General features: G+C 71.4%; 10 protein-coding genes. 3 read left to right on the forward strand and 7 right to left on the reverse strand.

Annotation, left to right across the window (positions count from 1 at the left end; all coding sequences use genetic code 11):
• Nucleotides 1–376 precede the first annotated feature (376 nt).
• On the forward strand, nucleotides 377–1,630 hold the full coding sequence (locus FBZ33_RS26840; RefSeq protein WP_141911115.1) for a phosphatidylserine decarboxylase: 1,254 nt from the start codon (nucleotides 377–379) through the stop codon (nucleotides 1,628–1,630).
• Nucleotides 1,631–1,756: 126 nt separating this feature from the next.
• Here FBZ33_RS26840 and FBZ33_RS26845 read toward each other — a convergent pair whose 3' ends face one another.
• The 3 genes from FBZ33_RS26845 to FBZ33_RS26855 form a co-directional block, all read right to left on the reverse strand.
• Nucleotides 1,757–2,695 (reverse strand): phosphatidylcholine/phosphatidylserine synthase, encoded by a 939-nt coding sequence (locus FBZ33_RS26845; RefSeq protein ID WP_141911116.1) that lies wholly within the window; start codon nucleotides 2,693–2,695, stop codon nucleotides 1,757–1,759.
• A gap of 347 nt (nucleotides 2,696–3,042) precedes the next feature.
• Nucleotides 3,043–3,945 carry an NUDIX hydrolase gene (locus FBZ33_RS26850; RefSeq protein ID WP_141911117.1) on the reverse strand — a complete coding sequence of 301 codons (903 nt, stop codon included), beginning with the start codon at nucleotides 3,943–3,945 and terminating at the stop codon, nucleotides 3,043–3,045.
• Nucleotides 3,946–4,527: 582 nt separating this feature from the next.
• Nucleotides 4,528–5,478: an NUDIX hydrolase gene (locus FBZ33_RS26855; RefSeq protein ID WP_099848569.1), complete on the reverse strand. Its 951-nt coding sequence runs from the start codon at nucleotides 5,476–5,478 to the stop codon at nucleotides 4,528–4,530.
• A gap of 143 nt (nucleotides 5,479–5,621) precedes the next feature.
• On the opposite strand from FBZ33_RS26855, the gene FBZ33_RS26860 reads away from it, so the two are divergent.
• On the forward strand, nucleotides 5,622–5,942 hold the full coding sequence (locus FBZ33_RS26860; RefSeq protein ID WP_141911118.1) for a PspC domain-containing protein: 321 nt from the start codon (nucleotides 5,622–5,624) through the stop codon (nucleotides 5,940–5,942).
• 7 nt (nucleotides 5,943–5,949) lie between these two features.
• On the opposite strand, the gene guaA is transcribed toward FBZ33_RS26860, so the two are convergent.
• Entirely contained in the window at nucleotides 5,950–7,506 is a 1,557-nt protein-coding gene (gene guaA, locus FBZ33_RS26865; RefSeq protein WP_099848573.1) for a glutamine-hydrolyzing GMP synthase, read from the reverse strand.
• 65 nt (nucleotides 7,507–7,571) lie between these two features.
• Complete coding sequence (locus tag FBZ33_RS26870) at nucleotides 7,572–9,269, reverse strand: FAD-dependent oxidoreductase (protein ID WP_141911119.1); 1,698 nt, start codon at nucleotides 9,267–9,269, stop codon at nucleotides 7,572–7,574.
• A gap of 146 nt (nucleotides 9,270–9,415) precedes the next feature.
• On the opposite strand from FBZ33_RS26870, the gene FBZ33_RS26875 reads away from it, so the two are divergent.
• Nucleotides 9,416–10,534, forward strand: a complete 1,119-nt coding sequence (locus tag FBZ33_RS26875) for an LCP family protein (RefSeq protein WP_141911120.1) — start codon at nucleotides 9,416–9,418, stop codon at nucleotides 10,532–10,534.
• A gap of 6 nt (nucleotides 10,535–10,540) precedes the next feature.
• Here the strand turns inward: FBZ33_RS26875 and FBZ33_RS26880 are convergent, their stop codons facing one another.
• Together FBZ33_RS26880 and FBZ33_RS26885 are read right to left on the reverse strand one after the other, a co-directional pair.
• Entirely contained in the window at nucleotides 10,541–11,998 is a 1,458-nt protein-coding gene (locus tag FBZ33_RS26880; protein WP_141911121.1) for a M1 family metallopeptidase, read from the reverse strand.
• Nucleotides 11,999–12,108: 110 nt separating this feature from the next.
• A complete protein-coding gene (locus FBZ33_RS26885) occupies nucleotides 12,109–13,530 on the reverse strand; it encodes a M1 family metallopeptidase (protein WP_141911122.1) in 1,422 nt (473 codons plus the stop codon).
• Nucleotides 13,531–13,546: the final 16 nt, after the last annotated feature.

The raw sequence follows: 13,546 nt of genomic DNA on the forward strand, positions 1-13,546 counted from the left end.
ACCCCGCCTGGCTGGCTCATCCGCCCTCCGAGGAGCAGACCGCACCGGTCTCCGGCCCGCCCGACGACCGGAACGAGGAGCCGACCCTCGGGATCGACACCCGACCGGCCCCGGCGGAGGGGGACGAGTCGACCCGCTCCGACCACCCGGTCGAGGCCGTCGGCGACCAGTCGGCCGACGAGCGGGACGGCCGGCGCGGGCAGGGGTGACCTTGGGCGCCTGCCGGCGTCGGCGTACTCCACCGCTACGGCGGTGCGGCTGACGCGAACGGACGCATATGCTGGCCGGTGGAGATCTCGCCTCCGCCGGCCGGCCCGTCCCGCCATGGCGGTCCCGCCGCGATTCCCGTCTCTACCCCGTCAGGAGCCCGCCCGACATGACCCAGTCCCCCGCCGTGCGTACCACCGGCCGGTCCGGTCCGGTCCGCATCGGCGAGCGAGCCGCCCGTACCCTCGTCACCGAGCTGGCCCGAATCAACGATCCCAAGGCCGCCCTGCTGGTCGGGGCGAGCCCGGAGTCCGCGGTGCTGGCCGCGGCGATCGACGCGCTGCTCCCCGGTGACCGGCTCACCGCGGTGCCCGCCGAGCCGTTCGGCGCTGCCGCGCTCCGCGAGCACATCACCGCCCAGGGTCGCTGGGTCGCCGACCGGGTGAGCGTCGTCGACTCGCTGGCTGAGGCCGAGCCCGCCGGGGTCGTCATCGCCGGCGAGGTGTTCGCCGGCACCGCCGAGGAGACCCGCAGCGGCATCGAGGGCCTGGCCAAATACCTCTCCGACGGCGCGGTGTTGAGCGTGGCGACCATCGCCATGCCGGGCCGGACCACCGGCGCGGCCACCGAGCTGGCTCGACAGGACGCCCTCTACGGCGTCGGCGCCGACCTGGTGCTGCGCAACTCGCCACCGGTGCGGGTCTACCGGCTGCGGTTCACCCCGGCCAGCCCGGCCAAGGCCGACAGGTTGGCCCCCGCACACCGCCCGTCGAGCGTGCCGCTGACCCGCGGCATGCACATCGACTCCAACGGCGTGGCCGCGGCGGGCATCGCGCTGGGCCTCGCGGCGCTGGCCCGGGTGGCTCGTCCGTCGTCCAAGCTCTGGCTGCTGCCGGCGCTGGCCGCCGGGCCGGTCGCCGCGTTCTTCCGCGACCCCGAGCGGGACGTGCCGGAAGACCCGAGCGCCGTGGTCGCCAGCGCGGACGGCAAGGTCCTGTCGGTGCAGCGGCTGCACGACGAGCGTTTCGGCGACGGCGACTGGCTCCGGGTCGCGGTCTTCCTGTCGGTGCTGGACGTGCACGTCAACCGGTCCCCGGTCGCCGGCAAGGTGGTGGACTACTTCGTCGCCGACGGCGGCTTCGTCAACGCGATGAAGCCGGACGCCGAGCACAATGTGGCGGCGTACACCGTGCTGGACACCGCTCGCGGCACGGTGGTGGTCGCGCAGCGCACCGGGCTCATCGCCCGCCGGATCGTGCAGCGCGCGCCCATCGGCGCGCTGCTGGCCAGGGGCGAGCGCTTCGGGCTGATCCGGTTCGGCTCCCGGACCGACGTCTACCTGCCGGCCGATGCCGCTGACCCGCTGGTCGGGCCGGGCGACAAGGTCGTCGGCGGTTCCACGGTCATCGCCCGCTGGCGCTGACCCACGAACGAGGAAAGGGGCGCCGCTGTCCGCGGCGCCCCTTTCTCGTTGCTGCAATCAAGCGGTACGTGGTGCGGTGCTCATCTGGCGCGATGTGCTGTGCTCATTTGCCGCGATGTGCTGGGCTCAGGCGGTGCGACGCTGCCGCAGCCAGAGCACCGGCCCGCTGACCAGGTAACCCACCACGATCAGCGCGAACGTGATCCGGATGTCGACCAGCGCGCCGATCACCGGAGCCAGCCAGAGCCACGGGGGCAGCTTCACCAGGCGGGCGAGCTTGGCGTACGGGAAGCTCGAAACCATCGCGAAGGCCAGCAGCGCCACCCCGGCGACCAGCACGGCCCCGGGCACCGGCAGGCCGATCGCCACGGTCAGGGCGAGCACCGCCGCCGCCATCGTGGTCGGCACGCCGCAGAAGAAGCGGCCGTCCTTCGGCGAGACGTTGAAGCGGGCCAGTCGAATAGCGGCACAGGCCGCGACCAGGGCGCACGCCACCGCCGCCGCGGCGGTGGAGACGGAGCCGGCGAGCGAGGCGTAGACCACGACCGGCGCGGCGAGACCGAACGAGCACATGTCGGCGAGCGAGTCCATCTGCGCGCCGAACGGGCTGGCCACCCCGAGTCGGCGGGCCAGTGCGCCGTCCAGACCGTCGAAGGCGACGCAGGCGATCAGGCAGAGCGCGGCGATGCGCACCTCGCCCTGCATGGCCAGGAAGATGGCCAGCATGCCGAGCATCAGGCTGGCCAGCGTGCAGGCGTTGACCAGGCCGAACTTCATCCGACGGGCGATGGTGGGCTCGCCGGGAAGCAGCGGGATGGTCGCGGCGGACGCCTCGTCGGCGTACGCCATCGGCGGCATCGCCGGGCTGACCGGCATCACCGCCTCGATCTCCGCCCGACCGACGTTGACAGGCGGCCGGTTGAGCCGGTCCAGGCCGTAACGACGGCGCTGCCGGTCGGCGTACCGGTGCTCGGTAGGAGCCAGGTCGGTCCCGTGCAGGTCGTCGTCACGACGACCGACCCGGACCAGGAGCACCTGGCGGGCGAACGTGCTGCTGCGGCGCAACCTGCCCGCCCAGCGACGCCCTGCGGGGCGCGGACTGTCAGTAGTACGACGCCGGCGCCATGGGGCTCTCGGCACGTTTCCTCCATCACCGGATCGGCTGACCGCCGTGGGGGGCGGGTGTCCGGCTATCTCGTGCCGGACCTTGCGTGGCCCGGCAGCCGTTTTGCGGAGTACACCATCGCATGGGAGAACATGGCTTGGCGATAGCTGCCGGCGGTACTTATATCTGGCTTAAACCGCTCGAACCGCTCGCTTGTTCCCATCCCGGGCTTCATCGCCCGTTTCCTCCACCATTCCCGCCTTTGACTGTACCGGAGGGTCACCAGTTCGGCTCACCGAGCGGCGTGCTATCGGCCACTCTGTCCGATTGCCAGCGCAGCGATGTCGCTCAACGGCAGGTGAACAGCTTCGGTGCGGGTGAACCAGCCGGCCCTCGCCGTCGAGCCCCCTGCGGATTCGGTGACCACCGCATCGGTAGGTACGTCCACCAGCACCCGATAGATCACCCGTACGCCGTGCCAGTCCAACGGCCGACCCTCCGGGCCGAGCGCGGCAGGGTTGTGCAGATTGTCCACCCCGAGGAGCTCCACCACCCGACCGAGCTGACCACCCTCCTCGACCAGCTCCCGGAGCAACCCGGTGGTCGGCTGCTCACCGTGATCGGTACCCCCACCGGGCAGGTGCCACAAGCCAGCCCCCGGATAGCCGTCCGCGATCTGCGTGAGCAGGATCCGCCCGGCCGGATCGGTCACCAGCCCGTACGCCCCGAAGCGCAGCCGGCGATCGGGGTGCCGCGGCGGAAACGACTGACCCGGCCGGTTTGACCCGGGCGGCAGCGGCGTGACCGGCAGGCCGAGCATTTCGGCGGTGAACGGTGTCAGCGACAACCCCGCCGCCTCGGCCAGGGTGAGCCAAGCAACGCGATCAACCAACCCACCACCAGCCTCAGCCACCGGCCCGTCACGCTGGGCCAACTCGAAGAACAGCCGGTCGGTGTGCAGCGAGACGTCCTCCGGATAGCTGGTCACGTCCGCGACCACCGCCCGCAGTCGACCCGCCGCAACCGTCAGCCCGGTCTGCTCGGCGACGGCACGAACCACGGCACGCTCGGGATGCTCGGCGTGCGCGACAGCACCTCCAGGCAGCCGCCACACCCCGGGAAACTCACCGCCCACCCCGTCCCGAACCACCAGCACCCGATCGCCATCCCAGAGAACCCCATAAACCCCAACCCGCCGCAAGAACCCCATCCCGCCCACTCCCGCCCGCCCACCAAACCCGTCGATCATGAAGTTATAGCCGTCCATCGCGGCGTGTCCTGACAATAACTTCATGATCAACTGGGCGAGGCGGGCAGGAGGGGCGCCCCGACGACCTCGACCTGTGGCGCCGACCCTCCGCACCGGGCTGCGTTCAAACCGGCCTCAGGTCCGAAGGACCGCCCCTTTGCCGAAGGGGCCTTTTCTGCGGATATGTCCGTGCTGCGTCGGGTCACCGCGCGGCTACGACGCCGCTCAAGCGACGATCGACTCGGTTTTGCGGAAATCGGGGTGTCCTGGTGCTGGGATACCGCGACTTCAATGAAACCGAGTCGATCATTCGGCCGCAGCACTTCGCCGCGGGATTGCCGGGTATCCACACCCGATCGGCCTGCTGAGCGCGCAAGACCACACCACCACACGCCCGCAAAACCGCCGGCAGCACGCAGCAAGGACATCCCCGACGCCAGGCAACGCGGCCGCGGTCACCTGCGCGCGCCTGACGCGAGATCCACCGAGCCCGCATCACCGCAGGTCACACCGGCGCCAGAAATTGGTCCGGATGACCACGGGTCAGGTGAGCTGGGCGGCTTGGACTGCTTCGGCGGTCACCTCGGTGAGGTGGTGGGTGGGGAGAGCGCCCAGCTCCTCGCGCCCGAACCAGCGGGCCTCGCAGGTGGAGCCGCCCACGTCGGCCACGGTCAGCGGGTTGGGTTGGTCGACGACGACGCGGTAGAAGGCGCGCACCCCGTGCCAGTCGATCGGGTAGCCCTCGGGGCCGAGCGAGGCGGCGTCGCGGTGGCTGGCCACTCCGAGAAGCTCGACCAGGCGGCCGGTCTGCCCGGTCTCCTCGACCAGCTCGCGGATGAGGGCCGCTCCAGGCTGCTCGCCGTAGTCGGTGCCGCCGCCGGGCAGGTGCCAGCAGCCGGCGCCGGGGTAGCCGTCGGAGACCCGGGTGAGCAGCACCCGGCCGGCCGGGTCGGTGCAGACGGCGTACGCGGCGAAGCGCTGCGCCCGGTGCAGCCCGTCCGGGCCGGGCACCGCGTAGAACGAGGGGAACTCGGGTGCCTCGTCGGGCACCACGTCGGCCGAGGAGGCGGGCAGCCCGAGGGCGCGTGCGGTGAACGAGCGCAGGGGCAGTTCGCGCGCCTCGTCGAGCGTGTACCAGCGGGCCAGGTCGGTGGGACGCTCGCCGACCCGGTCGGCCAGTGTGCCGCCACGCACCGCCACCCGGTAGATCAACCGGTCGGTGTGGATGGTGATCCCGCGGTCCGGCAGTGCGCGCATGTCGGCGAGCACGTCGGCCAGGCCGGAGACGGCGACCGAGAGGCCGGTTTCGGCGGCGGTTTCACGGACGACAGTGTGGTTCGGGTCCTCGCCGTGGTCGACCGCCCCGCCAGGCAGCGACCACGTGCCGGGGGTGCCGGAGCGCTCCGATGCGCGGACCAGCAAGACTCGGCCTCTTGAATCAGCACAAACTGCGTATGCCGCGATCCTGCGGAGCGGCTCCAGCAAGGTGGTCACGGGACCAAATTCTCCCCGCGCCTGGTTACCGGAACGGAAAAGAGTCGGATTCCTGACTGTCTGACACCGATCAGGGATCGGTCAGGGTAAGGATCCGGGCGGTCACCGAGGGCGGGCCGGTCGCCAGCGCGGACAGTGGGGTCATGACATCGACCACCGCTCCCCACGCCCCGTACAAGCAGCTCCGGCGACCCACCACCGACCGCATGGTCGCGGGGGTCGCCAGCGGCATCGGCCGCTACTTCTCCATCGATCCCACACTGGTCCGGGTGCTCTTCGCGGTCAGCGGCCTGCTCACCGGCGGGCTGGCGCTGTTCGCGTACCCGATCATGTGGTTTCTGATGCCGGAGGAGCCAACCGGCGCGCCGGCCTGGCCGCACCCGGCGGGCACCGCGCCGCAGCCCACCGCCCCGACGCCGCCCTACCCGCCGACGACCCCGTTCAACACGCCTCCGGCCGCCTGAGCGGCGCCTACTCCCACTCGATGGTGCCCGGCGGCTTGCTGGTCACGTCCAGGACCACCCGGTTCACCTCAGCCACCTCGTTGGTGATCCGGGTGGAGATCCGAGCAACCACCTCGTAGGGCAGTCGTGACCAGTCAGCGGTCATGGCGTCCTCGCTGGAGACGGGGCGCAGCACCACGGGGTGCCCGTAACTGCGCCCGTCTCCCTGCACACCGACGCTGCGGACGTCGGCGAGCAGCACCACCGGGAACTGCCAGACGCCGCGATCCAGACCGGCGGCGGTCAGCTCCTCGCGGGCGATCAGGTCGGCCTCGCGGAGCAGGTCGAGGCGCTCCTGGTTGACCGCGCCGATGATCCGGATGGCCAGGCCGGGGCCGGGGAACGGGTGCCGCCAGACCATCGCCTCGGGCAGGCCCAGCTGGAGGCCGAGCGCCCGGACCTCGTCCTTGAAGAGGGTGCGCAGCGGCTCGACCAGGGCGAACTTCAGGTCCTCGGGCAGACCGCCGACGTTGTGGTGACTCTTGATGTTGGCGGTGCCGGTGCCGCCGCCAGACTCCACCACGTCGGGGTAGAGGGTGCCCTGGACGAGGAACTCGACGTCGCCGTGCGAGGCGATCTCGCGGGCGGCGGCCTCGAAGACCCGGATGAACTCCCGGCCAATGATCTTGCGCTTCTGCTCCGGGTCGGTCACGTCGGCCAGCGCGCCGAGGAACCGGTCGGTGGCGTCGACCACCTTCAGCTTGATGCCGGTGGCGGCGACGTAGTCCTTCTCCACCTGCTCGGCCTCACCGGCGCGCAGCAGACCGTGGTCGACGAAGACGCAGGTGAGCTGATCACCGACCGCCTTGTGCACCAGCGCGGCGGCGACCGCGGAGTCCACCCCGCCGGACAGGCCGCAGATGACCTCCTTGTCGCCGACCTGGGCGCGGATCCGGGCAACCTGCTCGTCGATGATGTTCTCGGGCGTCCAGGTCGGCTCGATGCCGGCGATGTCGTACAGGAAGCGGGTCAGCATCTCCTGGCCGTGCGCGGTGTGCCCGACCTCCGGGTGGAACTGCACGCCGGCACGCCGGCCGGCCAGGTCCTCGAAGGCGGCGACCGGCGCGCCCGCCGACTCGGCGGTCACCGTGAAGCCCGCAGGGGCCTCGGTGACGGCGTCACCGTGGCTCATCCAGACGGGCAGGTCCGCCGGCAGATCGCGCAGCAGCACACCGGGTTCGAGCAGGCGGGGGCGCAGCGGCGTGCCGCCGTACTCGCGGTTGCCGGTCTTCGCGACAGTGCCGCCGAGCGCCTGGGCCATCGCCTGGAAGCCGTAGCAGATGCCGAAGACCGGCACGTCGGCGCTGAACACGCCCGCGTCGATCTGCGGTGCGTCGACTGCGTAGACGCTGGCGGGGCCACCGGAGAGGATGATCGCGGCGGGGTTCTTCGCCAGCATCTCGGCGATCGGCATCGAGTGCGGCACGATCTCGGAGTAGACCTTCGCCTCACGGACCCGGCGCGCGATGAGCTGGGCGTACTGGGCTCCGAAGTCCACCACGAGGACGGGGCGAGGCAGGCTCATGTGCGCAAATCCTACCGACAGTCACGGCCACGCCCGGCACCGGCTCGCCCCCGCGCCCGCCGGCCTCACTGCCGCAGCGCGCCCGGGGCGTCCGCCGGCACCGCCGGGTGGTGCGGGGGTACGGGTGCCAGCCGGCGGTACGGGGACCCGAGCGTCGGGCGGAGGTCCTCCTCGCCCCGGTTGGGCCAGAAGGACATCGCCCGTTCCGCCTGCGCGGTGATCGTCAGCGACGGGTTCACGCCGAGGTTGGCCGAGACCGCAGCGCCGTCGACGACGTGCAGCCCGGGGTGCCCGTACACCCGGTGCCAGGGGTCGACCACCCCGTCGTCCGGGGTGGCGCCGATGGGCGCCCCGCCGAGGATGTGCGCGGTCACCGGGATGTCGAACGGCTCGGTGAGTGAGCCGCCGGGGGTGCCGCCGATCTCGTCGGCGAGCAGTCGGGCCGCGGTGTTGCCGGCCGGGATCCAGGTCGGGCTCGGGGTGCCGTGGCCCGGGCCGGTGACCAGTCGACGACCGAACAGGCCGCGCCGCCACCGGGTGGTCAGGGAGTTGTCCACCGACTGCATCACCAGGGCGATCACCGTCCGCTCCGACCAGCCGCGCACGGACAGCATCCGGGCGGCCAGCCGTGGCTGGCGCACGATGCTGCCTAGCCAGCGGCGTACCCGGTGGGGACCGCCGTCGACCAGCAGCGACTGGAGCAGCCCCATCGCGTTGGAGCCGCGCCCGTAGCGGACCGGTTCGATGTGGGTCTGCGGGTCGGGGTGGAACGAGCTGGTGATCGCCACGCCGTCGGTGAAGTCCAGCCCTTCGGCCCGGGCCTGCTGGCGTGCCACCGAGGCACCCAGGATCGCCTCGGAGTTGGTCCGGGTCAGCTCGCCCAGGCGGGGCGAGAGCCCGGGCAGCACACCGTCGTCCTTCATCGCGTGCAGCAGCCGTTGGGTGCCGAGCGCTCCGGCGGCGAACACCACCTGGTCGGCGTGGATCACCTGGCGGCGATGACGCACCCAGGCGCCGGTGCGGACGGTTTGCACCTCGTACCCGCCCTCCGCGGCGGGTTTGACGGCGGTCACCGTGGTCAGCGGGTGCACGACGGCGCCCAGCCGCTCGGCGAGCCAGAGATAGTTCTTGACCAGGGTGTTCTTCGCCCCGTGCCGGCAGCCGGTCATGCACCCGCCGCAGTGCGAGCAGCCGGTGCGCTCCGGGCCGGCGCCGCCGAAGTACGGGTCGGCGACCCGCTCGCCGGGGCGGCCGATGTGCACGCCCACCGGGGTGGCGTGGAAGGTGTGCCCCACCCCCATCCGCTCGGCCACCGCCCGCATGGCCCGGTCCGCGCCGGTGTTCACCGGGTACGTGGTGACGCCGAGCATCCGCTTCGCCTGGTCGTAGTGGCGAGCCAACTCGTCGCGCCAGTCGGTGATGTCCCGCCACTGTGGGTCGGTGTAGAAGGGCGGCAGCGGCTCGTAGAGGGTGTTCGCGTAGACCAGTGAGCCGCCGCCCACCCCGGCTCCGGAGAGCACCAGCACACCACCGCCGGAGCGCTTCGCGGCCGGGCGGAGCAGGGTGATCCGCTGGATGCCGTAGCAGCCCAGCTTCGGTGCCCACAGGAACCGGCGGGCGCGCCAGGACGTCTGCGGGAACTCGTCGTCGGCGAAGCGCCGGCCGGCTTCCAGCACAGCGACGGAATAGCCCTTTTCGGAGAGGCGGAGCGCGGTGACGCTGCCACCGAAGCCGGACCCGATGACGACCACGTCATACCGCATGGATGCATCATTACTCGCCAGTAGCGCTCGCGCTAGCGCCCGATTTCGCGCGATCATGCTCCGGCCGACCGACCCGGCGCCTTCCGGCCGCAACCCGGAGCACCCGTCGGAGCGTTGTTCACCAGACGGGTGGAGGGAAGTTTCAGATGGTCCTCGGGTCGATGGCACCGCGCCGACGGTGGTTGTTGCTGGGGTTGACGGTCCTCGCGGCCGTCGCGCTGATCGCGGCCGGGGCGGTGGTGATCACCCGGCTGACCAGCGACAACAAGCCGGGCGGCGCTCCGGTGGCCGGCTCGCCGACGCCGACGCCGATTCCGACGCCCACCCCGAGCCCCAGCGGCCCACCGCCGGGCGCGGACATCACCGGCCCGCTCAACCTGCTGCTGGTCGGTGTGGACACCCGGGTCAGCGTGCCCGGATGGGAACCGCACTCGGACGCCGTGCTGGTGCTGCACGTGCCGAAGGGGTTGGGCCGGGCGTACCTCTTCTCGCTCCCCCGCGACCTGCTGGTGGACATCCCGGCGTTCCCGAAGGCCGGCTACAAGGGCGGCAAGACCAAGCTCACCCACGCGATGAGCTTCGGCAGCCGGGTGCCGGGCAAACCCAAGGAGCCGAGCACCGCCCAGGGGTACGAGCTGCTGCGCAGCACGGTCGCCGGGTACACCGGGCTGCGGATCGACGCCGGTGCGGTGCTCACGTTCAACGGGTTCGACAAGCTGGTCAACGCGCTGGGCGGGGTGGACATCTACGTCGACCAGCGGGTCGAGTCGATGCACCGCCGACCGGACGGCAAATACCGGGAGAGCGTGCCGGGCGGTTACACCGGGCCGCAGCAGGTCTACGAGAAGGGCGAGCAGCACCTCAACGGCTGGCAGGCACTGGACTACGCGCGGCAGCGCTACATCACCGGCGGCGACTACGCCCGGCAGCGTCACCAGCAGCAACTGATCAAGGCGATGACCAGCAAGATCCTGGACGAGGGCCTGGCCCGGCAACCGGAGCGGGTCGACCAGGTCGTCGCGGCGCTGGGTAACACGCTGATCTACGTGGGTGGGCGGCGGATCGTCGACATCGCGTACGCCCTCGGTGGGATGCCGGAGAACAAGTTCGTGCTCGTCGGCCTGCCCGGGTCCGGCGTCGGCAAGGGCAGCGCCTACCGCGGCGAACAGCTCACCGCCGTCGGCCGGAAGTTCATCACCGAACTCCGCGCCGGCCGCGCCGACGCCTACCTCGCCGCCAACCCCACCCTGGTCGTCAAGAACTGACCCCGCTCAGAGCCGCTTGGGCACGGCCGGCTTCTTCGTGCCGTACAACCAGGCGTCGAAGAGCGCGTCGAGCTGCTTGCCGGAGACGCGCTCGGCGAGGGCGACGAACTCCGCAGTGGTGGCGGTGCCGTTGCGCTTCTCCGCCGCCCAGGTCTTGACGATCTCGAAGAACGCCTTGTCGCCCACAGCCACCCGCAGGGCGTGCAGGGTCATGCCGCCGCGCTGGTAGACAGACTCGCTGAACAACTCCTTGGCACCAGGCTTGCCCGGCGGCGTCTTCCACACCTGAGCGGACATCCGGGCGTACCGGTTGTCGAAGGCCTCCTTGGCCGTGTACGTCCTGGTGTGCTCGGCCCAGAGCCACTCCGCGTACGTCGCGAAGCCCTCGTTGAGCCAGATGTCCTCCCACCTGGCCAGCGCGACACTGTCACCGAACCACTGGTGCGCCAGCTCGTGCGCGACCACCTCGGTGTTCTCGCCCTGCCGGAAGAAGCCGGCGGAGTAGACCGGGCGGCTCTGTGTCTCCAGGGCGTACGAGATCCGGCTGTCGGTGACCACCACACCGCCGTACGCGTCGAACGGGTACGGCCCGAACACGCTCTCCAGATAGTCGGCCACCTTGACGGTCTGGGCGATCGACGTGTCGGCCGCGCCCTTGGCCACGTTGGTGGCGACCGCGTTGTAGACCGGGCGACCCTTGTGCTCGCCGGTGGTGATCCGGAACTTGCCGATCACCAGCGTGCTCAGATAGCTCGCCATCGGCGACTTCTCCGACCACTTCCAGGTGGTCCAGCCGTCCTTGCTGGCCTTGCCGCCCGGCACGCCGTTGCTGACCGCGGTCAGACCGTCGGGCACTGTGACCTCGAAGTCGTACGCCGCCTTGTCGGACGGGTGGTCGTTGACCGGGTACCAGGTGCTGGCCGACTCGGGCTGACCCAGGGCGATGGCACCGTCCGGGGTGTGCAGGAACCCGCCCTCACCGAGAGTCTCGTTCTTCAGCGGCTTCGGCACACCCTCGTAAGTGACCTCGGCGACGAACCCGTTGCCGTTGATCAGGCCGGAGGCCGGCTTGACCACCAGCTCGTTCCGCTTCCGCTCATGGGTCGCCGGCGCGCCGTCCACGGTGACCGTGGTGACCGTCAGGCCGGCCAGGTCGAGGTTGAACGTCGACAGGTCGGTCGTCGCGGTGGCCTGCACCGTGGTCGTACCGGTCAACCGGTCCTTCGCCGGGTCGTAGCGCACCTTGACCGTGTACCGCCCGACGTCGTAGCCGCCGTTGCCGTAGGTCGGGAAGTAGGCGTCCCCGACCCCCTCGGCACCGGCGTTGAACGTCCGCGCCGGGGTGGGCGACGCGCTCGGCGCCGACGCCGCCTCCGGGGCCGACGAGTCGCATCCGGACAGTGCGAGCGCCCCGGCCACCAGCAGACCGGCGCCCATCCGTAGGTCGTGCCGCGTCACCCGCATCTCGAACCCTCCCCGGTACAGTCGCGGTGACGGCGTCCACCGCTCCGCGCGCACGGACGGTCCCCCGCCGTCCGCAGGCGGGAGCATATCGACCGGTGATCACGGCTCCGTCACGGCAGTGTGGGCGCTGATCCACCCACCAACCAGGCGTCGAAGAGCGGTCGAAGCTGCCGACCCGCCACCCGCTCGGCGAGCGCGACGAGGTCCGAGGTGGTCGCGTTGCCCGCCGCCCGCTCACTCGTCCAGGTCCGCAGGAGGCGGAAGAACGTGTCGTCACCGACGGTCCGGCGCAGGGCGTGCACCGCGAGCGCCCCCCGCTTGTAGACGGCCGTGCCGAACATCGATTCCCGGCCCGGCTCGACCGACGGCTGCGACCAGTCGGTCGCCGCGTACTGGAGCTCGAAGTTGCGTTGCGCGGTCCGGCCGCCGTCGTGCTCCTCCCACAGCCACTCCGCGTAGCTGGCGAAGCCCTCGTTGAGCCAGATGTCGCTCCACCAGGTCAGCGACACACTGTCGCCAAACCACTGGTGGGCCAGCTCGTGCGCCACCACGCTCGGGTTGGGTTGGTCGTCCGCGAAGAATGCGGGCCCGTAGACCGGGCGGGACTGGGTCTCCAGCGCGTACCCGATCCGGTCGTCGGCGACCACGATCCCGCCGTACGAGTCGAACGGGTACGGGCCGAACCGGCTGGCCAGGAAGTCGACGATCGCCCCGGTGCGGGCCAGTGAGCTCGCCGCGCCGCCGTTCGCGGGCAGGCTCGCCGCCACCGCCGTGACCATCGGTCGGCCGGCGTGCGTGCCGGTCACCACCCGGTAGTCGCCGATCACCAGGGTGCTCAGGTAACTGGCCATCGGGGCGCGCTCCGACCAGTGCCAGGTGGTCCAGCCGTCGGCGCTGCTCTTCGGGCCGGGCACACCGTTGCTCAGTGCGGCCAGGCCGTCCGGGACGGTCACCGCCAGGTCGTAGGTGGCCTTGTCCGACGGGTGGTCGTTGACCGGGAACCAGGTGGCGGCCGAGTCGGGTTGGCCGAGCGCGACAGCGCCGTCGGCGGTGTGCAGGAAACCCCCGCTGCCCAACGACCCGTCAACCACAGCCGTGGGCACACCCGCGTAGTCGACCGCCACGGTGAACTGGCGGCCGCGCGGGAGCCCGGCGCGCGGGGTCACCACCAGCTCGCCGTCGCCGCGCCGGTGGTCGGCTCGTGCGTCGGCAACGGTGACCGCGCTGACGGTCAGGCCGGCCAGGTCCAGGTTGAACCGGGACAGGTCCTGGGTGGCCGTGGCCGTGATGACAGCGCGACCGGTCAGCCGGTCCGTCGACGGGTCGTAGCGGACGTCGAGGTCGTAGTGCGAGACGTCGTAGCCGCCGTTGCCGCGCCCCGGCACGTACGGGTCGCCCGCGTCGGCCGCGCCGGCGCGGAACCCGTCGCTGTCGCCCGTACAACCGGTCGCGGCCAGTCCGACGACGCAGGTCAGCGTGGCGGCGATGGCGGCCAACCGACTGCCGGCCGATCTCCGTCCGGTCCGGACCATGCACACCCCCCTGCGA

It is taken from the genome of Micromonospora sp. A202 (assembly GCF_006715105.1).
In the GTDB taxonomy this organism is placed as follows: Bacteria; Actinomycetota; Actinomycetes; order Mycobacteriales; family Micromonosporaceae; genus Micromonospora; species Micromonospora zamorensis.

Coding starts and splice junctions, on each gene's coding strand:
- FBZ33_RS26860 (WP_141911118.1), top strand. CDS start 5,622: ATGACATCGACCACCGCTCCCCACGCCCCGTACAAGCAGCTCCGGCGA.
- FBZ33_RS26885 (WP_141911122.1), bottom strand. CDS start 13,530: ATGGTCCGGACCGGACGGAGATCGGCCGGCAGTCGGTTGGCCGCCATC.
- guaA (WP_099848573.1), bottom strand. CDS start 7,506: ATGAGCCTGCCTCGCCCCGTCCTCGTGGTGGACTTCGGAGCCCAGTAC.
- FBZ33_RS26870 (WP_141911119.1), bottom strand. CDS start 9,269: ATGCGGTATGACGTGGTCGTCATCGGGTCCGGCTTCGGTGGCAGCGTC.
- FBZ33_RS26850 (WP_141911117.1), bottom strand. CDS start 3,945: ATGGGGTTCTTGCGGCGGGTTGGGGTTTATGGGGTTCTCTGGGATGGC.
- FBZ33_RS26840 (WP_141911115.1), top strand. CDS start 377: ATGACCCAGTCCCCCGCCGTGCGTACCACCGGCCGGTCCGGTCCGGTC.
- FBZ33_RS26875 (WP_141911120.1), top strand. CDS start 9,416: ATGGTCCTCGGGTCGATGGCACCGCGCCGACGGTGGTTGTTGCTGGGG.
- FBZ33_RS26880 (WP_141911121.1), bottom strand. CDS start 11,998: ATGCGGGTGACGCGGCACGACCTACGGATGGGCGCCGGTCTGCTGGTG.